The sequence below is a fragment of the Rhodococcus sp. NPDC003348 genome, assembly GCF_053589375.1.
The window spans coordinates 74,596-99,814 of sequence record NZ_JBSFRT010000013.1 but is presented as its reverse complement, the minus strand read 5'-3'; the positions used below and the strand labels follow the sequence as shown (position 1 = coordinate 99,814).

Annotated in this window: 24 protein-coding genes and 2 pseudogenes; 15 read left to right on the top strand and 11 right to left on the bottom strand. The window is 66.4% G+C overall.

Annotated elements, in window-relative coordinates; translation table 11 throughout:
* Position 1: 1 nt before the first annotated feature.
* Entirely contained in the window at positions 2–934 is a 933-nt protein-coding gene (locus tag ACWDU4_RS11430) for a hypothetical protein (RefSeq protein WP_450114012.1), read from the top strand.
* 87 nt (positions 935–1,021) lie between these two features.
* Here ACWDU4_RS11430 and ACWDU4_RS11425 read toward each other — a convergent pair whose 3' ends face one another.
* Entirely contained in the window at positions 1,022–1,414 is a 393-nt protein-coding gene (locus tag ACWDU4_RS11425; RefSeq protein ID WP_450114011.1) for a hypothetical protein, read from the bottom strand.
* 2,188 nt (positions 1,415–3,602) lie between these two features.
* On the opposite strand from ACWDU4_RS11425, the gene ACWDU4_RS11420 reads away from it, so the two are divergent.
* Positions 3,603–4,136: a glutathione peroxidase gene (locus ACWDU4_RS11420; protein ID WP_450114010.1), complete on the top strand. Its 534-nt coding sequence runs from the start codon at positions 3,603–3,605 to the stop codon at positions 4,134–4,136.
* An 86-nt stretch (positions 4,137–4,222) separates the two neighbouring features.
* Here ACWDU4_RS11420 and ACWDU4_RS11415 read toward each other — a convergent pair.
* Positions 4,223–4,384: pseudogene (locus ACWDU4_RS11415) on the bottom strand (winged helix-turn-helix transcriptional regulator); the annotation flags it as partial.
* A 122-nt stretch (positions 4,385–4,506) separates the two neighbouring features.
* Here ACWDU4_RS11415 and ACWDU4_RS11410 point away from each other — a divergent pair.
* The 4 genes and pseudogenes from ACWDU4_RS11410 to ACWDU4_RS11395 all read left to right on the top strand — a co-directional run bounded on the left by ACWDU4_RS11410 (position 4,507) and on the right by ACWDU4_RS11395 (position 8,548).
* On the top strand, positions 4,507–5,424 hold the full coding sequence (locus ACWDU4_RS11410; protein ID WP_450114009.1) for an NADP-dependent oxidoreductase: 918 nt from the start codon (positions 4,507–4,509) through the stop codon (positions 5,422–5,424).
* Positions 5,425–5,840: 416 nt separating this feature from the next.
* Positions 5,841–7,246, top strand: a pseudogene (locus ACWDU4_RS11405) (aldehyde dehydrogenase family protein).
* A gap of 82 nt (positions 7,247–7,328) precedes the next feature.
* Entirely contained in the window at positions 7,329–7,952 is a 624-nt protein-coding gene (locus ACWDU4_RS11400; RefSeq protein ID WP_450114008.1) for a ClpP family protease, read from the top strand.
* Positions 7,949–8,548: a ClpP family protease gene (locus ACWDU4_RS11395; RefSeq protein ID WP_450114007.1), complete on the top strand. Its 600-nt coding sequence runs from the start codon at positions 7,949–7,951 to the stop codon at positions 8,546–8,548. Before ACWDU4_RS11400 ends, ACWDU4_RS11395 begins: the two co-directional genes overlap by 4 nt.
* 50 nt (positions 8,549–8,598) lie before the next feature.
* Here ACWDU4_RS11395 and ACWDU4_RS11390 read toward each other — a convergent pair whose 3' ends face one another.
* Positions 8,599–9,099 (bottom strand): helix-turn-helix domain-containing protein, encoded by a 501-nt coding sequence (locus ACWDU4_RS11390; RefSeq protein WP_450114006.1) that lies wholly within the window; start codon positions 9,097–9,099, stop codon positions 8,599–8,601.
* Positions 9,100–9,281: 182 nt separating this feature from the next.
* On the opposite strand from ACWDU4_RS11390, the gene ACWDU4_RS11385 reads away from it, so the two are divergent.
* Positions 9,282–10,079 (top strand): TolB family protein, encoded by a 798-nt coding sequence (locus ACWDU4_RS11385; RefSeq protein WP_450114005.1) that lies wholly within the window; start codon positions 9,282–9,284, stop codon positions 10,077–10,079.
* A gap of 10 nt (positions 10,080–10,089) precedes the next feature.
* On the opposite strand, the gene ACWDU4_RS11380 is transcribed toward ACWDU4_RS11385, so the two are convergent.
* Together ACWDU4_RS11380 and ACWDU4_RS11375 are read right to left on the bottom strand one after the other, a co-directional pair.
* Positions 10,090–10,965 (bottom strand): hypothetical protein, encoded by an 876-nt coding sequence (locus ACWDU4_RS11380; RefSeq protein ID WP_450114004.1) that lies wholly within the window; start codon positions 10,963–10,965, stop codon positions 10,090–10,092.
* 224 nt (positions 10,966–11,189) lie between these two features.
* Complete coding sequence (locus ACWDU4_RS11375; protein ID WP_450114003.1) at positions 11,190–11,684, bottom strand: DUF1877 family protein; 495 nt, start codon at positions 11,682–11,684, stop codon at positions 11,190–11,192.
* 744 nt (positions 11,685–12,428) lie between these two features.
* On the opposite strand from ACWDU4_RS11375, the gene ACWDU4_RS11370 reads away from it, so the two are divergent.
* From ACWDU4_RS11370 to ACWDU4_RS11355, 4 genes are read left to right on the top strand one after another with little or no spacing between them, the layout of a single operon-like run.
* Positions 12,429–14,888 carry a sensor histidine kinase gene (locus ACWDU4_RS11370; protein ID WP_450114002.1) on the top strand — a complete coding sequence of 820 codons (2,460 nt, stop codon included), beginning with the start codon at positions 12,429–12,431 and terminating at the stop codon, positions 14,886–14,888.
* A 2-nt stretch (positions 14,889–14,890) separates the two neighbouring features.
* On the top strand, positions 14,891–15,304 hold the full coding sequence (locus ACWDU4_RS11365; RefSeq protein WP_450114051.1) for a roadblock/LC7 domain-containing protein: 414 nt from the start codon (positions 14,891–14,893) through the stop codon (positions 15,302–15,304).
* A gap of 6 nt (positions 15,305–15,310) precedes the next feature.
* A complete protein-coding gene (locus tag ACWDU4_RS11360) occupies positions 15,311–15,700 on the top strand; it encodes a DUF742 domain-containing protein (RefSeq protein WP_450114001.1) in 390 nt (129 codons plus the stop codon).
* 6 nt (positions 15,701–15,706) lie between these two features.
* On the top strand, positions 15,707–16,288 hold the full coding sequence (locus ACWDU4_RS11355; RefSeq protein ID WP_450114000.1) for a GTP-binding protein: 582 nt from the start codon (positions 15,707–15,709) through the stop codon (positions 16,286–16,288).
* Between the two features lie 450 nt (positions 16,289–16,738).
* On the opposite strand, the gene ACWDU4_RS11350 is transcribed toward ACWDU4_RS11355, so the two are convergent.
* Both ACWDU4_RS11350 and ACWDU4_RS11345 read right to left on the bottom strand, forming a co-directional pair.
* Positions 16,739–17,404, bottom strand: a complete 666-nt coding sequence (locus ACWDU4_RS11350; RefSeq protein WP_450113999.1) for a methyltransferase domain-containing protein — start codon at positions 17,402–17,404, stop codon at positions 16,739–16,741.
* Between the two features lie 81 nt (positions 17,405–17,485).
* The gene (locus ACWDU4_RS11345) at positions 17,486–18,517 is read right to left on the bottom strand and encodes an alpha/beta fold hydrolase (RefSeq protein ID WP_450113998.1); all 1,032 of its coding nucleotides are present in this window, start codon (positions 18,515–18,517) and stop codon (positions 17,486–17,488) included.
* A gap of 585 nt (positions 18,518–19,102) precedes the next feature.
* Between ACWDU4_RS11345 and ACWDU4_RS11340 the strand changes: the two genes are divergently transcribed.
* Positions 19,103–19,921, top strand: a complete 819-nt coding sequence (locus ACWDU4_RS11340) for a hypothetical protein (protein ID WP_450113997.1) — start codon at positions 19,103–19,105, stop codon at positions 19,919–19,921.
* Between the two features lie 97 nt (positions 19,922–20,018).
* On the opposite strand, the gene ACWDU4_RS11335 is transcribed toward ACWDU4_RS11340, so the two are convergent.
* Positions 20,019–20,225, bottom strand: a complete 207-nt coding sequence (locus ACWDU4_RS11335; protein WP_450113996.1) for a hypothetical protein — start codon at positions 20,223–20,225, stop codon at positions 20,019–20,021.
* A gap of 270 nt (positions 20,226–20,495) precedes the next feature.
* Between ACWDU4_RS11335 and ACWDU4_RS11330 the strand changes: the two genes are divergently transcribed.
* Positions 20,496–21,047, top strand: coding sequence for a dihydrofolate reductase family protein (locus ACWDU4_RS11330; protein ID WP_450113995.1), 552 nt, complete (start codon positions 20,496–20,498; stop codon positions 21,045–21,047).
* Positions 21,048–21,106: 59 nt separating this feature from the next.
* On the opposite strand, the gene ACWDU4_RS11325 is transcribed toward ACWDU4_RS11330, so the two are convergent.
* Positions 21,107–21,811: a DUF899 domain-containing protein gene (locus ACWDU4_RS11325; RefSeq protein ID WP_450113994.1), complete on the bottom strand. Its 705-nt coding sequence runs from the start codon at positions 21,809–21,811 to the stop codon at positions 21,107–21,109.
* A 122-nt stretch (positions 21,812–21,933) separates the two neighbouring features.
* Between ACWDU4_RS11325 and ACWDU4_RS11320 the strand changes: the two genes are divergently transcribed.
* Complete coding sequence (locus ACWDU4_RS11320; protein WP_450113993.1) at positions 21,934–22,161, top strand: hypothetical protein; 228 nt, start codon at positions 21,934–21,936, stop codon at positions 22,159–22,161.
* A 279-nt stretch (positions 22,162–22,440) separates the two neighbouring features.
* Here the strand turns inward: ACWDU4_RS11320 and ACWDU4_RS11315 are convergent, their stop codons facing one another.
* Entirely contained in the window at positions 22,441–23,706 is a 1,266-nt protein-coding gene (locus ACWDU4_RS11315; RefSeq protein WP_450113992.1) for an alpha/beta hydrolase, read from the bottom strand.
* A 545-nt stretch (positions 23,707–24,251) separates the two neighbouring features.
* On the opposite strand from ACWDU4_RS11315, the gene ACWDU4_RS11310 reads away from it, so the two are divergent.
* Positions 24,252–24,698 (top strand): hypothetical protein, encoded by a 447-nt coding sequence (locus tag ACWDU4_RS11310; RefSeq protein WP_450113991.1) that lies wholly within the window; start codon positions 24,252–24,254, stop codon positions 24,696–24,698.
* A gap of 15 nt (positions 24,699–24,713) precedes the next feature.
* On the opposite strand, the gene ACWDU4_RS11305 is transcribed toward ACWDU4_RS11310, so the two are convergent.
* Positions 24,714–25,118 carry a hypothetical protein gene (locus tag ACWDU4_RS11305; protein ID WP_450113990.1) on the bottom strand — a complete coding sequence of 135 codons (405 nt, stop codon included), beginning with the start codon at positions 25,116–25,118 and terminating at the stop codon, positions 24,714–24,716.
* Between the last annotated feature and the right edge of the window lie 101 nt (positions 25,119–25,219).

The window sequence follows — 25,219 nt, the reverse complement described above, 5'->3', positions numbered from 1 at the left end:
CATGAAACCCTCTGCATCTCTGGGTGATGGGTCGAGTGGACCGGCTCGCGTGACGCGTCGACACGGCGCGGCGCGCTACCCCAGGACCCTCTCGGTCCTGGCACTCGTCGGAGTGTGTCTTCTCTCCCCGACAGCCGGCCGGACAGCGAGCGGCGCACCCGCGGCAGACGCGGTCGACACCGGGTTCGCGATCCCCTTCTCCGGGGCACCCGGCTACGAGCTCCTGGCACCGACGCAGACGACCGGTCCGGCTCAGCTCAATCAGCCACTCGGTCAGCAGGCGGCGGACGAGATCGCCGGTCGGATCGGGCTGAACCCAAGTGACGCGTTGTCCGAGCAGCAGTATCGCGACCTCGTCACCGGCGGCGGGGTGGGCGGCAGCCGCGAAGCGGCCGAGGTGATCGATGCATGCGCCCGGATCCTCACCAATACGAACGGCCGTCCTCTCTATTCCGACGTCGACGGCCACGCCATACCGTCGGTTCTGGCCAGCTACGGGCTCTACGTGAACACCAGCGGACTGCTGGAGAGTCCGGCCAACGCGGACGCGCCGACGCGGCAGGTGAACTCGTTGATCGCTCCCGGCGGGTTCGTGGGCACCTGGCTGCGGAACAACGGTGCGACACGAAGCCTGGTGGCGCTCTACCGGTCGGCCTACACGGTGCAGGCCGTCTATGGCTTCGCAGCGCAGCAGATTTCGGGCACAGCTCAACTGGTCACCAATACCAAGGCAGGTGTGAGTTCGCAGGTGGGCATGTCGATGGCGCCGCCGCTCTGGATGGTGAACTTCGCCCTGCTCTACATATTGAAGCCTTCCCTCGCGGCGGCGATGCCCGCCCACTGGGCTCCCATTCCTTCGGCGGTTGCCGACGCCGTCAGGTCGAGCCCCACCGGCCAGGTACCTTTCAGCGAATATGCCTCCCATTTCCGGTGATTCGAGTCAGTGCCCTGCGGGGTCTTGCTCGATGACGTGAGCGGCGGCGAGGTGCGGAACCCCGGGCCGTCACCCCCAGCGGTGGCGTCAGGGGACGACCACCTCCGTCGAAACAGGAATGCTCGGGTGGTCGGTCCGCAAGGTGAGCCGAACGCGTCCCGGGCCCGTACCCACATGCACGTTCATCGGCCGGGTGCTCGTGTTGCTCGCGGGAACGTACCGGCTCACCGTGCCACTTTGACCGGTGTCGAGGTTCTGCCACTCGACGATCGCAGTCACGTCGCACGCCAGGACGGTCGGCGCCCACTCGCCGAGCGGTGAGAAGCCTTGCGAGATTCTCAATTCGACGGAATGGACGGCCCCCGGAGCTGCGGAGTACTCCCACAGAGGTCCGTCGAACGCGTTCCCGGAAGCGACCAGCATGCCTGCACAGATGCCGTTTCCGAGCGTCCACACCGGGGCCATTCCGACGTCGGTCATGGCGCACGTTCGTGGTCCCACATTCGACCACCCGAGCTGACAAGAATCGGCAGCGCCGGCCACGCCCGGCGCCGCAACGAACATCGCAGTGCCCAGAAGCCCGGCGGCTGCGGCTGAAGCAAATCGATGTGAAATTTTCATGCTTCGAGCATCGTCCGGTTTGCCGTGTTCGTTACACCGCACAGTGTGCGTGGATCCGGATGCGCGGGAGTGGTTCTGGATTCCCCTCCTGTCCCGGCGAACGCGTCGGTCCTGTAATGGTGGTGCACAGGCAGCCGATGTTCTCGGTGTCGGGACACGCGCGGGTCGTGCGTGTCGGGGTTCGGGGTGGTCCGGAAACAAGGGGTGGGTATGAGAACAACCGCTGCAGTGTGGTTTGTTGCTTCGGGTCTGGTGGTCGCTGGTTGCGCTGATGGCGGCACGCCGGCCGACACGGGGGGTGAGTCCTCGGTGACCACCACGGTCGCGGCAGTCTCCCCAACGCCTTTCACGAGCGGTGCCCCGATTGCAGCTACCGCGCCGCAACCCGCGGACGCTGGGTCCAGCGGCTCGGCGGACGCTGACAGCGCAACCGCCGGACCGGACGAGGCTCACCCCGATTCGCACGCGGCGGAGGGAACTCAGTGGCCCGGCCCCAACAGGTCCGGGGCGGCGCCCTCGCCGGATTTCCCCACGACACTTCCGGAATGGACGCTGTCGCGGTCCTGGACGGGTACGGCCCGGGCATTCCCGGGACAGTGGACGGCGGCCCCGGGACCGGACAACATGCCGTACACCGCACCCCAGAATCACTGCGACAGTGGTCGCATCCTGGTTCGGTGGCGCGCACTGAATCCCAACGCGACCGTGATCGCGACGGACCAGGCTCCGCGGGACCCGTCCCTGGTCACGGCGAACGCCGGGTGGATGGACTTGGATGCCTGTCACGTTCCGGCGTTCCAGTTCGCCGCCAGCACTGATGCGAGCACTCTGACCGATGTCACGGTCGCGATTCAGCAGTGGTCACCGGCCCCCTAGCGACATTCGCGGGCTCGCACGGACCGCGACGAGGGTCTGGGCTACAAGCGGATTGACCGGGTTCGCATCGACCCGGCGTTGCGTTGATTCGGATGCACAGGAGATTTCGGATTTCCTTGCCGGGCCTGCCGGTTCGCCCCGCGAGCCCGACCGGCCTGTAATGCTGGTGCCGCAGTCGTCGATGTTCTCGGTGTTGACACGCGGGCTATCGACCGTGTCGGGGGTTCGGCGCGGTCCGGAAACTGGGGGTGGGGATGAGGACAACTGCTGCAGTGTGGTTGGTTGCTTTGGGGCTGGTGGTTGCCGGTTGTGCTGACGGGAGCACGCCGACCGATACGGGGGGTGCATCGTCTGCAACTCCGACTGTCGTGGCGGTCTCCCCAACGCCTTTCGTCAGCAGTGCTCCGGTGGCAGCCGCGACGCCGCCACCGGAGGAGACTGCGGCCGGCGGCTATTCGGATGTTGAGGACGCACCTGTGGAACCGGACGAGGCGCCACTCGATCCGCAAGTGACTTCTGACCAGCCGCTCGAGCCCATACGCGGACCCCAACAGATTTCGGGGTGTGGAACAGACAAGAATGTCCACAACCGAGGAACCACCTTTTATGTCGACGGTTCCTGGTCGCCGTGGACGCAGTACTGCGCCGACCAGTTCGACGCGGTGAACAATCCGCCCAACCCGCCGGGGACGATGGGAGGCGGAGGAGCTGTTGCGGGCCCCTGTGGCACGGGCGAAGAGGGAGTGATCACGTACACCCCGGATGGCCGAAAGCAGCAGTGCTCGGCTGGACACTGGGTTTACATTCGTTGATCGCGAAGGCATCCGTGGTGGCGAACGACCGACGCTGATCAGCAGCCGAAGATGGTCTCCAGGCGGCCGTCAGTTCGTTCGGCGACTGCCAGGTGGTTCCGGCGGCGCTCGTCCGATCGAAGAGGTTCCCGACCTCGGACGATTCCTCGGCACGGCCCGCCCGCGTCCGGTGCATGCGCCGGGCGGAGCCGGTGGTGTGGAGGATCCACGGTTGGGACGCGAGCCGTAACATCCAGTGTGATTTCAGGGCATCCTGCTACGCCGCGAGAACGCGCTGAAACCCCTGTACACGAGAATTCCTGTGCACGATCCGAAACAGCTGTTCCGTTCCATCCGCACGACATCAAGAGGAAGTGTTCATGAGCGTCCACAACTTCACCGTCGCGACCGCCGACGGCACCACCGAGGACCTGAGCGGCTACGCCGGCAAGTACCTGCTCATCGTCAACGTCGCCAGCAAGTGCGGCCTGACCCCCCAGTACGAGGGCCTCGAGGCACTGAACCGCAAGTCCGACGATCTCGGCCTGCAGATCATCGGCTTCCCGTGCAACCAGTTCGCGGGCCAGGAACCCGGCACCGACGCCGAGATCCAGGAGTTCTGCCGCGTCAACTACGACGTCACCTTCCCGGTGTACGGCAAGATCGACGTCAACGGCGACGACGCGCACCCGCTGTACCAGCACCTGCGCGCCGAGGCGCCCGGCGACTTCGGCCCGGACCACGGCTTCCTGTTCGAGCACGTCAGCAAGACGATGCCCGAGTCGATCGGCACCGACGCGGTCAAGTGGAACTTCACCAAGTTCCTCGTCGACCCCGAAGGCAAGGTCGTGCAGCGCTTCGAGCCGACCGTCCTGCCTGCGGAGATCGAGACGGCGCTCGCCGAGCTCGCCTAGCAGCGCCGAATCCAGCTCACCCGCCCCCGGGACCGGCCACACCGGTCTCCGGGGGCGGTCCCGTCGAGGGCGTCGCGCGGTCTGCGACCGGTCGGTCGCGCGAGTCCACCGCCGAGCGCGGCCAGGATCAGCGCGACCCATTTGTCGGAGATCCGGTCGAGTAGCCGGCGGCTGGGGCAGCTCGCCAGGAACGCGTCGTACTCCTGCCTTGCCTGTGCCCGTTTCTGGGCAGCCGTCGTGGTCGGCATCGCCCCGCTCCTTCTTCGCGGAGGGTGGCTTACGCACTTCGAAGTGCGTACTTCCCGCTGGGAAGCTACCCACCAATCATGAAGCGAGGGGGTCCCCACAGACAAGCAGGAGGAGCGACGTCATGAACACAGCGACCTTTCGCGCCGCCGTCGTCCGCACCCCCAGCGGACCCGGCTCGATCGAACTCATCAACGTTCCCGTCGTCGACGCCGGACCCGGCGAGGTGCGGGTCGCAATAGCCGCGGCGCCGGTCAACCCCGTCGACCTCGCCGTCGCCGAGGGCCGTTTCCACGCCGCGGGACTGATCGACCAACCCGAACACACCGGCCTGGGCTGGGACTTCGCCGGCACCGTCCTCGCCGCCGGACCGGGCGTGGACCTCGCCGTCGGGACCCGGGTCGCCGGTCTCGTCGGCGGCTTCGACCGCGACTTCGGCACCTACGCCGAGCAACTGGTCGTGCCGACCACCGACGTCGCCGTCGTGCCCGACGACATGGATCTGGTGACGGCCTCGACCGTGCCGCTCAACGGGTCGGCCGCGGCCGGGATCGTCGACCTGCTCGGCGACGCGCCCGCTGACGGCAACCGACTACTGGTGACCGGCGCGGCCGGGGCGGTCGGCGGATACCTCGCCATCCTCGCGCCGACCCGCGGCTGGCGGGTGACCGGGCTGGCCCGGGCGGACGACGAGAAGTTCGTCCGCAGCCTCGGTGCCGACTTCACCACCCGCGCCCAACCCGGGTGGGACGCCGTTGCGGACTGCGCGTCCATGCTCGAGCGGGGTCTCGCCCTGGTCCGTGACGGCGGCCGGTACGTCGGCGTCCGGCCGAACCTCGAACCGTCCACCGAGCGCGGCATCACCGTCGCCTCCGTGAACACCCAACCCGACGGTGTCCGCCTGGCCGCCTTGCTCGCCCGCGCCGCATCGGGTGAACTTCCGGCACGCGTGCACGCGGTCGTACCGCTGGACCGCGTCGCCGACGCCCACCGGGCCGTGGCCACGGGCGGGGTGCGCGGCCGCTACGTGCTCGCACCGTGACCTGCTCGCCCGCCCTCGGCGCGGCAGCTCTGCTTCGGCTCGGCATACCGCCACCACTGCGAGTCGGGCGCGGCGGGCACGCGAAAAATGTTGGGCACGAGGGTTATCGCGGGGTGTTGCCATGTCGGCGACAGATCAAGGTTCGTTGCGCAGGTTCGCAGTCTCGATCCGGGGCCGACCGCGGTACGCGTTGTCAGGCGAGAGGATTCGTCGAGTGTGGTCATCGACCACCCCGGACAGGTCGGATGTGTGGCACCCCTGTGGTTCCACCAGTATTGCCGATAGCATCTGATTGCACGAGGCGGTTCATGTCGGCGAGTGATCTGCTGGTTTCGGCTCCACGAAACTCACCATCGTCGACCGCATGTCGTGCCGCGCCGAACTCACATCGAGGTGAGGAAGCCGCGAAGAAGACGCTGAACGCACACCCCGGCACCACTGACAAGGGCATCACGATTCCCGAGATCGTCACGGGGCTCCGGGCGACCTACGCTGTCGGCCGCACCAGACCCGCATCATGGCGCATCGATCAACTGCGAGGAATCGAGCGGATGCTGGACGAGCGTGAGGCCGAGATCGCCCGGGCCCTGGCCGACGACCTCGGACGTGATGCCTTCGAGTCCTGGATGGTCGACATCCTCCCGAACAAGATCGAGGCCGCCCACGCACGCAAAAGGGTGCGCCGGTGGATGCGCAGCCGCCCGCGCCCGCTGCCGCTGCAGCAGATGCCCGCGCTGGGTTGGGTGCAGTACGAGCCGCTGGGGGTGGTGCTCGTCATCGGGGCGTGGAACGCACCTCTGTCGGTCACCCTGGGACCGCTGGTCGCCGCACTGTCGGCGGCGGGAACTGCGCGGTGGTCAAGCCTTCGGAGCTGGCTCCCGCGACCTCGCGCCTGATGGCCCGGATTCTCCCCGAATACCTCGACGCCGAGGCCATCGCGGTGGTCGAGGGTGACGGGCAGACCACCCAGAGCCTGCTCGCACAGGGCTTCGACCACGTGTTCTTCACCGGCGGCACCGAGATCGGCAGGAAGATCCTGGCGGGGGCCGCGCCGCACCTGACACCGGTGACGCTCGAACTCGGCGGTCGGAACCCGGCGATCGTGATGCGGGACGCGGACCTCGCCGTGACCGCCCGTCGCGTCGCCTGGACGAAGGTCGCCAACTCCGGCCAGTCCTGCCTCGCGGCGGACTACGTGCTGGTCGAACGCGCCGTCCGGGACGAACTGATCGACCAAATCATCGGCAGTCTCAACGAATTCCGGGCGGAAGAACCCACGCGCGGCGTGCGAATCGTCAATGAGCGCCAGTTCGACCGGTTGGCCGGGTACCTCGCGCACACCGCGTCGAGGGTTGCGCTCGGGGGCGGTTCCGATCCCACCACACTGACGATCGAACCCACCGTGCTGGTTGACCCGAGCCCCGAGGAACCGGTCATGAGCGAGGAGATCTTCGGGCCGATCCTGCCCGTGCTCTCCGTCGACTCACTGGACGAGGCCATCGCCTTCGTCAACGCACGGCCGAAACCCCTGGCCTCCTATGTCTTCACGCGTTCGGCGCGGGCTCGCCGTCGTGTGCTGTCCGAGGTCAGCTCCGGGGGAGCGGTGGTCAATCACCTCACCTACCAGCTCGTGGCGCCCCAGCTCCCCTTCGGTGGTGTCGGCTCCAGCGGGATGGGGCGGTACCACGGCAGATCGGGATTTGAAACCCTCAGCAACCGAAAGGCCGTGCTGCGCAAGCCGTTCACCCCCGATCTCCGGCTCACCTACCCGCCCTACACCGACCGGGCGATCAATGTGATCCGCAGGCTGTACCGGGCCTGACGTAGGTTGGTTTCGCGGTCGGCGGATCCGCTCACAGCAGCGTGGCGTTGCCCGCCGGACTTCCGGACCGCAGGGTTGGGGCATGTCCGAGAACACGATTGATCCCACCGCGGTCCTCGACCGCGACCTGAACCAACGCCTGTTCGCGCAGCGGATGATTCTGCTTGGCGACGCGCTCGAACAGTCCAACACGAACCGCATCTGCACCGCATTGCTGGTCCTCGCCGCCGAGGACCCGGAGTCGGACATCGCGCTGGTGATCAACTCGCCGGGCGGTTCGGTGCCGGGCATGCTGGCCATTCGCGACTGCATGCGCGCCGTGCCCAACGATGTCACGACCGTGAACCTCGGCATGGCCTACAGCGCGGGGCAGTTCCTGCTGTCGGCAGGAACCCACGGCAAGCGAGTGACCCTCCCACACGCGAAGGTGTTGCTGCATCAGGGGTCCGGCGGTATGGGAGGCTCCGCTCCCGACATCGCGATCCAGGCCGACGACATCCGCCACACCCGTGACACCGTCCTCGCGTGCATCGCCGAGGACACCGGCAGATCTCTCGCTCAGGTCACCGAGGATTCGGTGCGGGACCGCTGGTTCACCGCGGACCAGGCGCTCGACTACGGCTTCGTCGACCGGATCGTGACCACCCTCGACGAGGTCGTCCCGCGTCGGCTCCCGCGGTCCTTCGGTCTGGGGGTGGCCAGGTGAGCACCTACACCATCCCCTACGTCACGCTGACGACCTCGACGGGTGAACGCACGGTCGACGTCTACAGTCGGTTGCTCGCCGAGCGGATCGTGTACCTGGGCACCGCAGTCGATCAGGGAGTTGCGAACGCCGTCATCGCGCAACTACTTCACCTGGAGAGCGAGGCACCGGACCGGCCGATCTCGCTGTACATCAACTCTCCGGGTGGTGCCGTCCCTGCGGTCCTGGCCGTGTACGACGCGATGCAGTTCGTCCGCGCGCCGATCGAGACGACCTGTGTGGGCGAGGCGGTGGGCAGCGTGGCGCTGCTGTTGGCCGGGGGTGCCCCGGGCCGGCGGGCGATCCTGCGCCACGGGCGAGTTGTCCTGCATCCACCGATGACCGAGGGTGGTCGTGCGGCCATCCCCGACCTCGTCCTCGAGGCCGAGGAGATCGAACGGGTCCGCAGGCTGCAGGAACAGATCCTTGCGGACAGCACCGGACGCGAGGCCGAACAGGTACGCCGCGACATCGAGCGGCAACTCGTTCTCGCCCCCGAAGCGGCGATCGACTACGGCATCGTCGACACCGTCGTCGCCGACCGCGAGATGGCCTGACGATGCCTCGGCACGGGCGACGGTGCGCCAGCCGCACCGCCGCGGAATCTTCAGGCCGCCAGGCACACCGGGCCCTGTAGTGCCCGTCGTCCGGTGGCTGCACGCGGTGCGGCACCCAGCGGCACGACCGGGGTGAGACGGTACGCCCGCTGAGCCAAACCCTCGACGGTGGTGCCGAGCGCGCCGGCGACCGCGGCAAGCAACTCGGACGACGGATCCTTCACGCCGCGCTCGATCTCCGACAGGTACTGCGGCGAGACGCCGGCCCGCTGCGCGACGTCCGTCAAACGCTCGGCGCGCTCGGTGCGGATCCGGCGGATCTGCTCTCCGACAACCTCACGCCACAGCCGCTCCGGCGCGCCGGTGGTTTGCTTCGTCGGGGTGACGGGCTCGGCAGGGCCGGCCGCCGGCCGGGTGCCCCGGTGAGTGGCGTGACGCCCATTCGGTCCCGAAGGAGCCGGTGCGATCCTGGCGATCCGCACGGGCTTGTCACCCTCGACCGCGGCGTCGCGGGATCCGGCCACATGGTGGGAAGTCCGCTGAACGACCATGGCAGTAGGCTACCCGCTGCTCCCTCGGGCGGCGGTTGTCCAGCACTCCGATTCTGTGCGGCTTCCCGGCCCGCACGGCCGGCTGCTGCGATCATCACTCGATGCGATTCTCCCGGTTGTTGCCCGTTCTCGCCGCCGCATCCGTCTTGGCAGGGTGCGCGGACGACTCGCGACCTTCGCCCGTGATCGTGTCCTTCGACGACGGGTGGGGGCAGGTTTTCGTGGCGAACATCGACGGCAGCGGTCTGCGGCAGGTCACCCCGACCGTGGCCGACGACATGTCCGATGGCCGATACGGCACCTACGCCGCGCTGTCACCGGACGGCGCGCTGCTGGCCTACACCCGGGGCGGGAGGTTCATCGAGGTGGTGGATCTCGAATCGGGTGAGACGAGAACTGTTCACGAGGGTGGCTATCAGCCGGCCTTCTCGCCGGACGGGTCGTCCATCGCGTTCGCGAGCGGCGGCAGTATCAGCATCATGAACACCGACGGTTCCGACGTGCGGGTCATCGCCGAGGAGGAGTCCGCTTCCGGGCCGACGTTCACGCCCGACGGGTCGCGGGTGGTCTTCAACGTCGGCGGATACATCGTCGAGGTGCCGACGGCGGGTGGGGAATCGAAGGTGATTCTGCGGGACCAGTTCTGGAACGCGGACCCTGCATACTCACCTGACGGCTCCACCCTGGTCTTCTCGAGCAACCGTGGCGGCAACAACGGCTCCGAGATCTACTCGATGCCCGCCGGTGGTGGAGACATCACGCCGTTGACCGACACGTACGCGGTTCATCCGGAGTTCACCCCCGACGGTTCTCGCATCCTCTACACCAGGGCGACGACGCAGTCGGGGGATCCGGTGACCGATGTGTCCACCTCGAGCCGTCCGGAGCTCGCCTCGATGAATCCGGACGGCTCCGATCAGAAGAGGTTGACGCCCCGTTCCATCACGGCACAGGGCCCGAGTATCGGTGGGGGACACTGATGTCGGCCGCTCAGGCTCGTCGCTCCGGTCGGAGCGCCCGTCGGGCCATCCGGACGACGAACGACTGCGGGGGCTGCCAGACGTCGCGGTCCTCGAATGACCATGCGTAGGTTGGGGCTCCGTCGCGGATACAGTCCAGCAGGCCGGGCGCTGCGAGCTCGTGAGACGACCACTCGTAGAGCTGCTGCAGCCGTGGGATGATCACCCCGTAGTCCAGGGCCCGGCCGAATCCGAGCTCGGCATCGAGGTAGGAACGTACCCCCTCGCCGAGTGGGTACTCGTCCGGAAGCACCCGCGACAGCTGCAGGAAGATTCCGGTCATCCCCAGTCTCGGGTCACCGAGGAACGGGGCGAGGGGGCGTAGCCATCCCAGCGAGATTCGGGGGGCTGCGACGAGGGCGTGGCTGTACAGCACTCGGCAGAGCACGACGTTCATGAAGAAGCGCTCGGCCTCGTTCTCGTCGCCCGCCAGGTCGCGGTGCTCGAGGTAGGCAGCGACGACGCTCCCGTTGTGCGCCCGATACCAGGCCCTAGCGGTCGGGTAGTCGGCGAAGGACATCCAGAAGTCGACCGTCTGCGAGGAGGTCGGCCCGGTGAAGTCCCCGCTCAGGGCCACGGCCTCACATCCGTCACGAATGATCCGCTCGTTCACCGCACGCCACCACGGGCTACCGGGATGGTCGCTGGACAGTGGTTGCAGCAAACCTCGCCGGAATTGCCATCGCATGAACGACATCGCGGCCCGGCGGAACGGGAGATGCCGCGGGGCCTGGCCGTACGGGCCGTGGTAGCAGCGGTGCATGAGCGCGATCCGGCCAGCCGGATCGTCGCGCACAGAAGCGATCTGCTGCTCGGCCCACGCCGCGGCAGTAGCCCCAGCACCCACGTCAACATGATCGCACGCGCTGTGAGGGTCCAGACCGGGTCCGTGGTCAGCAGGCTTGTGTTGGCCCTGCCTACCGCGGGCCGTCGAGCGCGACGGACAGCGTGTCGGACCAGTAGCCGAGATCGAGCCCGCATGCTGGTCTGCCCTCGAGTGGGCCGTGGTTGTTCATGCGATCGCCGGTGTCCGCCGTGGCGCGGGCGGTTTCGAACGGCCTGAGCGGGCAATCAGAATCGCACGGTGAACACCACGTGCCGGTCGTCGCGGTCCGCGCGCTGGAAGAAGTCCTTCACTTCCTGCAGCCAACCCCAGGCATATGCGCGCTCGTCCGCGCCGTACTCGGGGTTGCGATCGTCGAGCGGCATCGCGTCGTAGCCTGCGCCGAAATCGGATTCGGTGATGCCGGTCAGGTACCCGGCGACTTCGCCGACCCGGTCGGGTGCCAGGTAGGTGATCAGTTGGTCGTCGGTGTCCGTGTTGAGGTCCTCGTCCCCCAGGATCACGCCGTACGCCGGCCAGTTCTCGGGCACGCGCTGGTACCCGGCGCTGGAGAGGGCACACAGGATCGGGTCCCACGCCTTGTCCGTGTCGCACGAGAACTCGGCGCGTCCTGTCTCCTCGATGTCCTCGACGACCCCGCCGAGCCTGCCGTCGTCGCCACGCGCGTCGAGAAGCTCCGCTGCCAGGCGGTCGGAAAGCGCGAAGTGCACTCCAAGTTCCATGGCGTCAACGCTAACGGCTGCGCCTGCGCATCCGGCCACGCCACCTCGCGTCGGACGCGCCCGCTGGACGCTTTCGCCGACGAGCAGGTGGGGGACGCACTGTGTGGCAGTGGCGAACGGATATCGGTCGATTCCTGGACACGAAACCGGAGACGATGCGGTGATCGGCGAACAGCGGGACGAAGCGTCCGCTGTTCTCACGGTAGGGCGATCAGGCGTCCTGGGATGTCGAGGGGTTTGGGGTGACCGTGCGGCCGCACCAGTAGACGTCATGAGTTGCAAAATGATGGCCGCAGCTCCGGTTCGGGTATTTCCCGTGGGATAGCCGGTGGGTTGTGTTCGGGGCCTCAACTGGTGGGGCTCGTGTCCGTCTCGGGCTGGCGTTCATCGTTCGCCACGAGTGGTCATCTACTCGAATCGGCGCCTTCGGGCGTGTTCAGAGGACGGCGACCGTACGGCGGAGGACCAGGGGGCCTCTTCGATTCGTGCATCTTCGTGCGAAACCGGTCCCTCTTTGTCGGAAACCTGTGTCACGCGCCAGCTGTTCGCTGGGGTGGTCCCCATCGGCCAGGTCCGCATCGTATCGAGCAGCACTCCGCGAACAAAGGAATTCGTTAGCTTTGCTATCCATGTTTGCCGCGTCCTGGGTTAGCGTTAAACACCAAGCGGCCCGGCCGAATCAGGAAGGATCGGGTAATCGAGGCCGAAGTACACATATGAGATTCGGCCAGCTATATTCCCCCGATGTTTAAAGTGCGCCTCGGCATCCGAGCCCGGATCCTGGCCATCGCATTGGTTCCCAGCCTGGCGTTGCTCGGAATCGGTGTAGGCACAGCTGGCTACCTGATCCGTGAAGGCCGACAGTCCGAACAGTGGGCGGAAGCGAACCGGGATGCCGTGAGCCGCGCTCGCGACGTGGTTGCCGGTGTGGAACAGGAGCGGATGCTGTCGCTGTGGCACCTCTCCGGTGAACAGAGCGATCCGGCCGCGCTGGGCGTAGCACGGACCACGCTCGACGCCGCGTTCGCGGAGCTGGCCCCCTACGCAGCAAAGCTGCAGAGCGTATCGCAAGGCGCCATGGGTGCCGACACGGGTGGGTTCGACACCTTGGCCGCCGCCCTGCCTCAGATTCGCGGTCAGATCGACGCAGGACGAATGTCGATCGTCGACACGTACTCCATCTACAACCAAATTCTCGACGCGGTTGCGCTCGGCACCAACCTCATCACCACCAACGCGCCCAGCGCCGAGGTCGGCGTCGCACTCATCAATGGCGTGCGCATCCTGCACGCGATGGAGGGAATGTCGCGCTCCGCCGCGCTCACCGCTGCCGAACTGCAGGGACAGCTCAGCAGCGGTCCGCTGCGCAACGACTATCGAAATCTGGTCGGGTCCTACCGGGTCGCACTTCCACAGCTCGCCGCCGACCTGGGTACCGATCCTGCTGCCGAGAAGATCCAGGCGGCACTGGCATCCCCCGGCTGGCAGCAGGTGGCCGCGATGGAGGATTACCTCATCAATCCCCCGGAGCCGGACAAGGACGGTGACGTCGCCCCACCGCCCATGACCTTCGCCGAGTGGCACACCGCGCAGGAACAGATGTCCGAAGGCGTGATCGACGCGTGGAACGGCCTGAACGACCAGGCGAACCGGATTGCTGCCGACGAGGGCAAACGCACCGCGATGAACTCACTGTTGGTGGGTGCGGCCGTGCTGGCGCTCGCGCTCGTGGCGTTCCTGCTGTCGCTGTGGCTGGCCAACCGACTGATCGGGCGGCTCAAGCGCCTGCGCAAGGAAACACTGGACCTGGCAGAGGTCGAACTGCCCGAAACCATGCGAAAGCTGGGTGCGGGTGAGCAGATCGATCCCAGTGCTGCGCGCCTGGACTTCGGTGACGACGAGATCGGCTCGGTGGCGCAGGCCTTCAACCGCGCGCACGAAGCGGCCGTGTCCGCCGCGGTCGCCGAGGCTCGCACCCGCGAGGGGGTGCGCGCGGTGTTCCTCAACATCGCCCACCGAAGCCAGATGGTGGTGCACCGGCAACTCGAGGTCCTGGACGAGGCCGAACAGCGCCAAGAGGATCCCGCCATGCTGGAGACCTTCTTCCGACTCGACCACCTGGCGACCCGCGAACGCCGCAATGCCGAGAACCTCATCATTCTCGGCGGCGGCGAGCCCGGCCGCCAGTGGCGGAGTCCGGTGCCACTCGTCGATCTGGTGCGGAGCGCGATCGGTGAGAGCCTCGACTACACGCGGGTCCACACCCGCCGCATGCCTCAGGTGTACATCGTCGGCAACGTGGTCGCCGACCTCATCCACCTGCTCGCCGAACTGGTCGACAATGCGACGGCGTTCTCGCCGCCGCAGTCACGCGTCGAAGTGAGCGGCAACGTGGTCGGCAAGGGAGTCGCGATCGAGATCATCGATCAGGGCATGGGAATGTCCGCGGAAGAGCTCGACCGCGTCAACGAGACGCTGCGCAATCCCCCGGATTTCGGTGTCGACAGCCTCTCGGCGACTTCACGCCTGGGCGTGTTCATCGTCTCGCAGCTGGGGGCACGGCACGGAATCTCGGTTCAGCTGACCGAATCCGTGTACGGCGGCATTCGCGCCATCGTGCTGGTGCCGAACTCGGTGGTCGCCGCCGACGCGGCACCCATGGCCGACCACCAGCCCGATCGATTCGGCGGACGTCGCACCGAGAGGATGATGGCCACCGCGATGCCGGCTCTCGAGTCGACCGAATCTGCATCGGCTGCAACGGGTGTCGCAACACTGGCACCGCCCATTTCGGAGCTTCCCCCCGAACAGCCCGTGCGGTCGGTGGAACCGTCGCAGGAGTGGGCGATCGTCGAGCAGACCGACAACGCGCCGTACGCCGAGTACACGGAGCATGATGTGACGACGCCGTGGCACGAGCTGCCGACAGCAGCTGTCGAACCGGAGTACCGCACCCCGCAACCGTTGCCCGACAACGGTGGTGACGGTCGCCCAGGCCTTCCTCGCCGTCGTCGGCAGGCCAGTCTGGCGCCGGAACTGGCGCACGATCCTGAATTCGAGATGGAAGCGCAGCAGCCGTCACGATCGGCGGAACAGGCGCGAGATCTGTTCTCCGCGATCGCGTACGGTACCGAGCAGGCTCGGCATTCGGCACCCCCGCCCGGGTATACAACCGGGGACGAAATGGAAGGTGAAGGAAGGTGAAGGTGACGACTTCTAACTCAGGTGATCTGAACTGGCTTCTCGACGATCTGGTCAATCGTCTTGCCGGGGTGCGCTACGCGGTCGTGCTTTCCACCGATGGGCTGTTGCTGGGCCGGTCCACGTCCATGAGCCGTGAGGACGCCGAGCACTTCTGCGCCATGTCGGCCACTCTGTACGGGCTGGCACGCAGCGCGGGACGTCGCTTTCAGGGCGGCGGTGTTCGCCAGGCCGTCATCGAACTGGAGAACGCGGTGCTGTTCGTGACGGCGGCCGGTAGCAACGCATGTATCGCATTGCAGGCCGCCGACACCGCGAATCTGGGTATGGTCGCGTACGAAATGAACCTGACCGTGCAGCGAGTCGGTAGCCATCTGTCCGCCGATCCTCGTATCGGCGCGGCCGAGCATGGAGCGTAGGTTGCCGTGACAGGTATGGGGCAAGCGTGGTTCGACGATGCGGCGGGTCCTCTGGTTCGCCCGTACGCCGTCACACGGGGCCGCACGATGGGCGCGGGACACGATCTCGACATGCTCACGCTGGTCGTGACCGTGTCCCCCGCTCCGCGGCTGCAGCACGTCGAAACGGAGTACGAGGAGATCGTTCAGTTGTGCCGCACTGCGCAGTCGGTGGCCGAGGTCTCGGCACACCTGAATCTGCCTCTGGCGGTTACCAAAATCCTGGTCGGTGATCTCATCGCCGAGGGAATGCTGAACTTCCGGACTCCCGCCGGCAACGACTCCGTCAACGACATTGCCGGGATCGGCGACCTGAACATTCTGCAAGCAGTGCTCGATGGAATCCGAAAGCTGTAGACAACCATGCATGACAATGCGTCCTCAGCCGACCTGGCTGCTTCGGTCAAAATCCTCGTAGCCGGCGGCTTTGGAGTCGGTAAGACCACGATGGTGTCCGCAGTCAGCGAGATCGCACCACTGCGCACCGAGGAAACGATCACCGAATTGTCCACCGGCATCGACGATTTGTCGGGCGTGGAGGGCAAAACCACGACCACGGTGGCGCTGGACTTCGGTCGTATCACCATCGATGAAAGGCTGGTTCTGTACCTGTTCGGTACGCCTGGACAGGACCGGTTCTGGTTCCTTTGGGACGAACTGGTGCGCGGAGCCCTCGGTGCCGTCGTTCTGGCGGACACCCGTCGGTTGGAGAACTCGTTCGCCGCCATCGACTTCTTCGAACGGCGCGGAGTCTCGTTCGCGGTCGCGGTGAACTGCTTCGACAGCGCCCAGGCCTACACAACCGACGAGGTTCGCGAGGCACTCGACCTCGACACCAGTACCCCCGTCGTGCTGTGCGACGCGCGTGATCGCGAGTCGTGCAAATCCGTACTGATAACGCTCGTCGAACACCTCATCGCTCAGGCCACCACCTCAGTGGCCTGAGCAAACCGGTGCTTCGTGGTCGCGGCCCGAGCAGCCTCCGGACTCGCGGGAGCGGTTCACACAGCTCAGCGCATCCACTGATCCACCGGCTGCGGCCCGCTGGTGGTTCACGGCGCAAGTCGAAGAAGCCGACGGGTCGGTAGATCTGGCGAGCCGCGCGGCAACATGCTGCGCGGCTCGCTTACTCGTATTGAACAGCGCCTGCGGAGATGTGTTGTGGTGCATTCGGATTCACCACCAGGTCGCGCCGGCAATCCCAACCTGGCCCGCGACCGGCACATGACGAACTCCCCTAAGATCCGGCAAATGTCCGAATTCTGTCTCCGGATCTCGACGTGTCCGATTCTTCCCGAGAATCGATGTCCGCGGCTGCGAGCGACGTATGACGATCGAGCGAGAGGATGGAATCGAGTAGCGGCTCACGCTCCCGGTCGACTGTGATGCGCTGCTTCACGCCGTCGCAGTGCCTGCGATGTGGGTATTGAACGGGAGGAACGGGGTGTGAACCCGGTAGCGGTCCATGGTGACGCTCTCGAACCCGGCGGTGTGCATGGAATGCTCCAGGTCTCGTTCGCACGAGCAGCCCTCGAAGGTCCAGGCCCACGGACGGCGAAGGATCCGTTGCGCGGCACGGGTCGGTGTGCCGCTCCTGGCCACCACGTGTTCGACGAATCGGAAGGTGCCGCCGGGGCGCAGGATGCGCCGGATCTCGGTGAGCACGGCAACGGGATCCTGCACCGAGCAGAGCACGAGCGAGGAGATGACGCTGTCGACACTGTGGTCGGGGAGGCCCGTCTGCTCGGCCGTGCGCTCGCGCAGGTCGAGCTGAACGCCGTGGCGGCGCGCTGCGGCGTGCAGCCGGCCGTGCATGTACCTGTTCGGTTCGATGGCGACGAGGGCGCCGCCGGGCGGGAGATATCGGAGGTTGGCGCCGACACCCGGGCCGATCTCGACGACCTCGCGCGGAAGCCCGCTGAACACGCGTCGTTTGCGCGGGCGGAGGTTCCACTCCAGATACGGACCCATGACCTGGAAGAACGCGGCATTGAAGCGGCCCCGACCGCCGTGCGGCTCGAAGCCGGTCGCTGACGGGGTGGTGGTAGTCGTGTCGATCATCTCTGCTCCAGCGGTGTCTCGTTGTTTGTCGATCTCACAACGATGCGCGACACCGTGAGGCGTGTCAGGCGTGGAACTACCTCACCCCGCCGATTCCGGCCGGTCGCGCCCTGCGGCGTACCACGCAGCAATCTGGGCTCGCGAGCGGAATCCGAGGCGCAGGCGGATCCGTTCGACATGACCCTCGGCGGACCGTTCATCGATGCCCAGCCGCGCGGCGAGTTCGCGGTTCGTGTACCCCTCGCTGATCAGCGCCGCGACCTCGCGCTGCCGGGCCGTCAACGTTCGGGTGCCCCGCCGTGAGACGCGCAGGCCGAAGAACCGGCGAACCGTCCCCACCAGTGCGTCCGCGTCACCCACGTACGGCAGATGCGAGCGGCCGGGCAGCACGATGAGCTGCGCGCCGGCGATGCCCTCGGCGAGTGCTGCGGCCTGCTCGACGGGAGCGGCCCGGTCGTGGGCTCGGTGCAGCACCAACGTCGGGGCGCGGACCTGAGCGAGAAGGGCGCTGACGTCGAGCTCGTAGCTCATCGCCAAGAGCGCCCGGGCCGTGGCGGCGGTGGAGCAGGCCCTCTGGTAGCGACCGACCGCCTCGCGCATCGTGGCACCGGCGTCGGGAGCGAAGATCTCGGTGAGCACGTCCGAGCCGAGTCCCCAATGCGACTCGACCAGTCCGAGGACGTGTTCCCGCACGCTGGGTGGGGAAATGTTCGCGCCGGACACCCAGCCGCCGTAGAGCACCAACCGCCGGACGGAGTCCGGGTGCGCTGCCGCCCACGCCACCGCGACCGGCGCGCCCATCGAGGTGCCGATCAGGTCGAAGGGCTCCGGACCGACGGCCGCGGCGACCGCGTCGAGCTGGTCGAGCTCATGCGCCAGCGACGGCGACCGCGCCGACGGTGCCGACAGCCCACAACCAGCTCGGTCGTAACGCACGAGCCGACAGCCCTGCGCCAGACCCTCGTAGAACGCCCGCTCCTCCGGCAGCTCCCAGCTCAGCTGCAGGTGACTGAGCCAGCCGGAGACGTAGACGAGGGGCCGGCCGGCGCCGATCGTGGCGTACGCCAGGGTGCTGCCGTCGGTCGTCGTCAACCGACCAATGCGCTGCTGCACGCCCCCAATTCTGCTAGGTCACGTCGGTGTCGGCAGGTGCCCGTTCGTCGATTTTCGATGGATACCCCGAGATCGACCGTCACGGTATTCTTCGGAGCAAGGTAGCCCTGCGCCCGATGGCGTCGCCCATCGGATCGTCGAGTGCGTGGGGTTTTGACGATGACTGCCGAAACGGCTGATCGCACTCTTGCTGTGTTCGTCCCGGGATGGGTTCTCGATGATCGCGCGCTCGCACCCCCCGCTCGCGGTGACGTCGTCGAAGTCGTGCTGACCTTCGACCTCACCGGCCCAACGCCCTCACCCTTTGGGCAGTCCGTGCGGGCAACCGTACGGCCGGTGTTCGGGCACACCCCCTACAACCACCCGGAGGGTGGACTGCGGTGGCCGCTCGAGGTGATCGGTGACGGATGGTCCGCCGAGTGGTTGTCCGACCGGCCCCTGGCGGGGCGAGTCGAGCTCACCGGAAGACTCTTCGCCGGTATCCGTTGGGCAGGGTCCGACCATCCTGTTCGGGTTCGCGGCAGGGTTCGACGGGTCCAGCTTGTCGAACAGCGCATCGAACACGCCGGCAGGGGGTTGCGCGTCGTGGACGGCACCGAGCGGCTGACCGAGGTCGAGTCAACCCCGCATCGCCACTGGTCGAATTGGGACATGCCCTCGACCGAGGACCACTTCCAGGGGACCGGAGTGCTGGTCGACCTGGACCTCGACGACGTACCGGCCACCAAAGGGGAGTTCGTCGCCGGCGCGGTCTCCGTCGACGGGCCCGACGTGTGGGTGATGGACCGGTCGAATCCTGTTCTACTGCATGTTGATACGGGTTACGCACCGCCGAGAACAGTCGAGTATCTGTTGCCGCTGACGATCGAGCCGCCGACGGACCAGTGGACCCGCAAGGTCCACGCCGACCGCGACGGATGCTGGATCACCTCCCGATATGAGGTGTTCCGGTGCGATCGTGCCGGGGACGGGACGCTGACCATTGAACGGGTCTGTGCCGAGGGCGGTAGCAGCGTCGTCGTCGCTGGACGCCTATTCCTTGTCGGCCCAACGTATCCGATGCTGAGCAATGATCGCAGGTACGGTGTGGTGCGTGTCGATCCCGATGCTCACCCGGTGCGGATGCTCGACGAGCGGCAGTTCATCCCGGTCGATGATCCGGCCACCGTTGCCCGTGTGATGGCCCAGTCGCGACGTGCCGACAAAGCGCAAAGCGCCGACGGCACGGAATGGGTCGCCGTCGTCGGCCTCACCGCGAAGTCTCCGGACGATACGCGCCGGAGGGTCGATCTCGAGCCGCGGAGCCGTGGCACGGTGCACTGGATTCAGCCGGATCCGTATGCCGATCCAGCGAACGCGGACATCGTGGCGCGGATCTCGGTGCCGATGCCCCGAACGCGTTGATCCGAACACTCGCACTGCAATAGTGCGGTCGCTCGACTGCCGGCGATCGCGCAGAAAACGCGCGCAGGACACGATGTCGCATAGTTGACGAGACGGGTCAGGGGACGTGCATCAGCTTCCCGGCGAGGCCGAACAGCCGACCGGCGAGCCTGATGACGGGGAGCCCCAGCGGAATCAGGATCAGCGTCACGCAAAGCAATCCGCCGACGAGCCACAGCAGGGCCGCGACGATCCCCAGCACGGTGCCGAGCACGGCCGTGAGAAGTCCCAGGACCACGTCGAGCAGGCCCCGTAAGGCGCGCATGATGACCTCCTGGCTCCATTATGCGCGCCCGACCGGCAGTGGCCTGTCCGATTTCTCACCGATCCACGTGTCGCCGGCTCACCGACCCGATGAATTCACAGCGTCCGCAACCACGACGGGGGACGGTCGGCGGAGGGGTGCCGGAACGCGGTGACATTCGGATTCCCGATCACCCCGCCGCGGATCTCGACCGCGAACAGGACCGTCCTCGTACTCTCGGTGAGAAACCTGAACCGATGAGTTCTGGGCGCACCGGAGGTCTAACCGATCATGAGGAAACTGATCTACGGGTACAGCGTGACCCTCGACGGCTACATCAACGACCGCGACGGCAACATCGACTGGACCGAACCCGACGACGAACTGCACCAGTTCCACAACGACAGATACCGCCAGATCGAGATCGCGCTGCACGGCCGCCGACTCTACGAGCTGATGGCCGAGTACTGGCCGCACGTGCCCGACAACGCGTCGAGCATCGAACGCGAGTTCGCTGAGCTCTGGACGAAGAAGCCCAAGGTCGTCTTCTCCCGCACACTGACCGAGGTCCACTGGAACAGCCGCCTGGTCAGTGACAACGCAGTCGAGGAGGTTCGCAAGCTCAAGGCCGCGGGTGATGGCGTCATGGAGGTCGGTGGCGCGAACCTCGCAGCGTCGCTGATCCCACACGGCCTCATCGACGAGTACCAGCTGTTCCTCTCGCCCATGGTGCTCGGCGGCGGCACACCGATGTTCCCGACATCGGACAAGCGTCTGCCGCTCCGATTGGTCGAAACGAGGCACTTCGCCACCGTGGTGATGCTGCGCTACCTCGCCGAGTGAGGGTCGTTCAGGTGCGAGGTGTCAAGGTGCGGCCGTGCGCTTGCTGATCGGGGGTGCCCCTACTGGGCGTCAGTGGCCGGGCCGTAGAGCCTTGCGACATCTGGGGAGTCGAGCCACTTGGAATAGGTAGGCGATTTGGGCCAGCCCTCCGGGGAGTCCTGCCATTCCTCCTGGCGGCCCCACGGAAGGATGTCGATCAGGGCGAAGGTGTAGCTGAGCTGTTCGGTTCCGCGGCCGGCGGTGTGCCAGGTGCGGTAGACCTTGTCGCCGTCGCGAAGGAACACATTGACTGCGAAGCCGCCGCCGGGCGGCGCGTCGACGTCGGCGCCGAACGAACTCTCCGCGGACGAGTACCAGTCCATCTTGTTGCCGACCTTGGCCTTGTAGGCCAGTGCTTCTTCGATGGGCCCGTTGGTGACGATGACCATGCGGGCGTCGTAGTTGTCGAGGATGCCCAGCCGGGTCCACTGCGACGTGAGGCCGGTGCAGCCGCCACACTGCCACTCCGCGCCGTCGGACCACATGTGGTGGTAGACGATGAGCTGTGAGTGGTCCTGGAACACATCGGCGAGTCGAATCGGGCCGTTCGGGCCGATCAGCGTGTAGTCGGGCAGCTCGACCATCGGCAGCCTGCGGCGCTGCGCTGCGATGGCGTCGAGTTCGCGGGTGGCGGCCTTCTCCCGTTTCCGCAAGTCGTCGAGCGCTGCCCGCCAGGTCTGCTGGCCGACGATCGGAGGTAGGGCATTGGCGGTCTGTCGGGTCATGGCCTCTCCCGGAGTCGAAGGGATCTCTACTACCAGTGTCGACCCGATTCGGGCCCGGAAGTCATCGCTTTCGCCTGCTGGACTTACCAGCACAGTGCGGGTGATCGGTTCGCACTCGCCCAATGGCGTACGACGAGGAATTGGCCGACCGCATCCGGGATCTGATCGAATCGGGGCCGACCATTGCCGAACGAAAGATGTTCGGAGGGTTGTCCTTCATGGTGAGCGGCAACCTGGCCCTCGCGGCCAGTGGTGACGGGGTCTGCTTGTGCGCGTCGGACCCGAACTGCGCGACCGGCTCGTCGACGATCTCTCGGTCCTGCCGGCGAAGATGGGCGAGCGTGAAATGACCGGCTGGGTGAGGGTCACGGCCGCAGGCGTCGAGGACGATGCAGATCCGCGCGAGTGGCCCACCCGCGGAGTCGAATTCGCTCGCTCGCTTCCGCCGAAGAGTTGACGGGTCCCACGTTCGCCGACCGCCTGCTGGTCGACGAATCGGCCGGGCGTCCGCCGGCAACCGCGCCGATGCGCTCGGCGCCGGCCGTGGGTGGGTGTCATTTCAGTCGTCGTGTGGGGGATGGGACGACTTCACCTCCGGCCGTTGCCTGATTCCGAGCTGAACGATCAGGTCATACAACAACGTGATTCGTGATGATGCTCTCGCGGTTACCATTTGCATCGATCGAGAAGCGGCCCGTGGATTCGCCTGCGTAGGTCTCGGTGGACATCCACTCGATGATGGCGTCAGCGGTCGCTTTGTGCGGTCCTTCCCAGGTTGGCGCCGTTTCGTATTGCATCATGTGGCTGGCGCATCGGATCTCGAGGAGAACCTTCTTTTCGGTGGTCGTCAGCGCGTCGTAGAGGTGGTGTGCGTTCTCGACAGGGGCTATTCCGTCTATCGAGCCGTGGAGAACAAGCGTCGGCAACCTGAGGTCCGCTGCGACCTCCTTGTTCCACCCGGAGACCGTGAATGTAGGTGTACGGATGAGACCTGTGGGGCCGTACGGATCCGAGCCGCCCCATTTGGCGCCGATCGGGTCGAGTGCTTGTTCCTGTTTGGCCAGTGCCTCGGGTGCGTCCGGAGGAACCCGTCCGGTGCATTGGCCGTCCGCCCCCACCCTGCCCTTGTCCCACAGGCTGCGGGTTTGGGTGAGCGTCAATGGGAACGTCGTCGATCTCTCGAGTTCCGACAGATCTTTTTCTTCTTTCGGATAGAGCACAGCGACCGGGGGTTGGCCAGGCGCCCCGGGGAGCGCGTCGAACAGTGACGACATGAAGATGACTTGGCTGATCTTCCCATGCGCGCTCGCGCCGAGCTTGTAGAGAGCCCGGCCGACACGTGGCCCCCCGAACGAGTAGCCGAGCAGGGCGACCTTCTGGTGCGTTTTGTCTCTCGCATCCTCGATGACCTGCAGAATGTCGCGTGCCCAGACATCGGTATTGGCGAAGTATTTGGAACTGGTGTGCGGCCGGGGGCCGTCACTGAGGGGATTGACCCCGAGTCCATCGGCGGACGGTGTGATGTCGTCGCCGAGGTACCTCGTTTGCTGTCTGAGGGGGAATACCCTTTCGCTGCGAGTTTTGTCGTAGCCCGGCTCGCGGCTGGCGTTCGCGGGGTTGTCGAGGCCGTCGGCGAAGCGCGTCGACAACCCGTACCCAAGGAGATCGGGAGCAAACGTATCGATGCCGGCGCGAGCGAGAGCTTCCTGAAGGCTGAGCGAGGCACCTGTCGGGGAGGTGTGCTGAAAGTCGAACGAACCCGACCCTGTCAGCGTCTTGCCGTGCACGAGCACGATCGCCATCCGCGCCTTGCAGAAGCTGGAATCGTAGGTGGGGCTGACGCGGTGCACTCGCAGGGATGCTTCGCGATCTTTGAACGCGGCGTCGTCCGGCATGAGTCCTTTCGGCACCTTGAACTGAAGCGTGTAGTCCGATGTAGTGATGCCGGTCTGAGTGCAGGGCGGAATCGGATCGTTCGGTGCCCCAGACATTTCCGGCGGCCTTGGACTCATCTGCGACCACAACCTTCCGCAGGGGGATGTCCTACCGGAATTGTCCGCGCATCCATCATCATTCGTCAACCCGCCTCGGTGACCGACGGGCCCCGGCGATCCGTGAAGGCTTGAGTGCCGTCGTGGGCTTTGTGAGTGGCCCTGAATTGAGCAACTTTACGCATCTGTGATCTGGTGTCGTATTCCGTTCCGTCGCAGGAATAGAGGCTAACTAACTAGCCCTTTCACTCCCTCGAAACGGAAGGTCCCTGATCGGCGCATCGCGCAATCGAGGCACCCGTCTGGGCTTCGTAGGTCAACCCGCTGGGCTGGGTCCAGGAGGCCCGGCCAGCGACGCGGAACCACTGGTAGCCACTGCTACTGGCCGTCTCCTTCGCCGGCGTGATTGCCGGAATTGCGTTCGCATTGCAGTCCTCTCGCGACTTCGGATGGGACTGATCGCGCCGCTTCCCCGGGATGGATCGTGGAACTGCCTGCACTGCACTGGCATTGGCGACCCGATTCAACCAGGCGCCGGTCATCTACTGGGCGTGTGCGTTCGTCGGTCTGGTGTCATCTTCGGTAACTTCGTGGGCCCGGCCATCGACCTGTTCTCCGCCCGCCCGGCGTTGGCGGTGATATCTGCGTCCGGCGCCGCCACAGCAGCCGATTTCGTCGCCGCCTTCCTGGCCACGAGTCTCAGCATGGTCGGGCACGTCGCGTCGATCGCCGGCGTGCAGATCGTCAACGGCGTCCGCAGCGAAGAACTCGACAATCGCGTCGAACTGGTGCTCGCCATGGAACTCCCGTCGGCCCGTCGGACAGTTCCGCGGAGCTGTGGGGTGAACGCACAACGGTCCCTGGCGGTGAACGAACAGGGAGTGGAGAGCCGATGAGCGAATTGACCCGGATCAACGCACCGAGAGCGACGACCGGACCCGGCCGACCATGAGATACACAGCGATCATCAGCAATCCGACGTAGACGTCGTTCTCGAACCAGCCGAACACGGTCTGTTTTTCCGCGGTGAACGTGGTCGGGTAGTAGAAGACGCTGATCGCCAACAGCACGACGAGGTAGGCGAGCACGCCGATCTGGGCCCAGGCCTCCTGTCGGCGCGCGAGCCACACCGAGCCGAACCCGATGACGTAGAAGAGCCAGGCGGCAGGTGTCGTCACGGTGAAGGTCGGGTCTTCGATGCCTGCGACCGCTGCGTACACGGTGTGGACTGCGGACAGTGTGAACGCGGCGGCGAGCACCCACGGGACGGCGCTGGTGGTCACCGTGGCGGGGGATGTGGTGGTGGCGGTTGCCATGGACGGCTCCTCGTGTCGGGCGGCCCGTGCGGTCGCCGTGTGCATCGATAGTCGTTCGAACGGCCGGCGGGTAACAGCCACAGCGGCGAGCTGTGGGGCCA

Excerpts from the sequence above, each read along its gene's own strand:
- ACWDU4_RS11310 (WP_450113991.1), top strand. The coding sequence starts at position 24,252 with ATGGGACTGATCGCGCCGCTTCCCCGGGATGGATCGTGGAACTGCCTG.
- ACWDU4_RS11390 (WP_450114006.1), bottom strand. The coding sequence starts at position 9,099 with ATGGTCGTTCAGCGGACTTCCCACCATGTGGCCGGATCCCGCGACGCC.
- ACWDU4_RS11315 (WP_450113992.1), bottom strand. The coding sequence starts at position 23,706 with ATGCCGGACGACGCCGCGTTCAAAGATCGCGAAGCATCCCTGCGAGTG.
- ACWDU4_RS11335 (WP_450113996.1), bottom strand. The coding sequence starts at position 20,225 with ATGCGCGCCTTACGGGGCCTGCTCGACGTGGTCCTGGGACTTCTCACG.
- ACWDU4_RS11420 (WP_450114010.1), top strand. The coding sequence starts at position 3,603 with ATGAGCGTCCACAACTTCACCGTCGCGACCGCCGACGGCACCACCGAG.
- ACWDU4_RS11370 (WP_450114002.1), top strand. The coding sequence starts at position 12,429 with ATGTTTAAAGTGCGCCTCGGCATCCGAGCCCGGATCCTGGCCATCGCA.
- ACWDU4_RS11410 (WP_450114009.1), top strand. The coding sequence starts at position 4,507 with ATGAACACAGCGACCTTTCGCGCCGCCGTCGTCCGCACCCCCAGCGGA.
- ACWDU4_RS11375 (WP_450114003.1), bottom strand. The coding sequence starts at position 11,684 with ATGGAACTTGGAGTGCACTTCGCGCTTTCCGACCGCCTGGCAGCGGAG.
- ACWDU4_RS11330 (WP_450113995.1), top strand. The coding sequence starts at position 20,496 with ATGAGGAAACTGATCTACGGGTACAGCGTGACCCTCGACGGCTACATC.
- ACWDU4_RS11425 (WP_450114011.1), bottom strand. The coding sequence starts at position 1,414 with ATGACCGACGTCGGAATGGCCCCGGTGTGGACGCTCGGAAACGGCATC.
- ACWDU4_RS11350 (WP_450113999.1), bottom strand. The coding sequence starts at position 17,404 with ATGATCGACACGACTACCACCACCCCGTCAGCGACCGGCTTCGAGCCG.
- ACWDU4_RS11320 (WP_450113993.1), top strand. The coding sequence starts at position 21,934 with ATGGCGTACGACGAGGAATTGGCCGACCGCATCCGGGATCTGATCGAA.
- ACWDU4_RS11355 (WP_450114000.1), top strand. The coding sequence starts at position 15,707 with ATGCATGACAATGCGTCCTCAGCCGACCTGGCTGCTTCGGTCAAAATC.
- ACWDU4_RS11430 (WP_450114012.1), top strand. The coding sequence starts at position 2 with ATGAAACCCTCTGCATCTCTGGGTGATGGGTCGAGTGGACCGGCTCGC.
- ACWDU4_RS11305 (WP_450113990.1), bottom strand. The coding sequence starts at position 25,118 with ATGGCAACCGCCACCACCACATCCCCCGCCACGGTGACCACCAGCGCC.
- ACWDU4_RS11400 (WP_450114008.1), top strand. The coding sequence starts at position 7,329 with ATGTCCGAGAACACGATTGATCCCACCGCGGTCCTCGACCGCGACCTG.
- ACWDU4_RS11325 (WP_450113994.1), bottom strand. The coding sequence starts at position 21,811 with ATGACCCGACAGACCGCCAATGCCCTACCTCCGATCGTCGGCCAGCAG.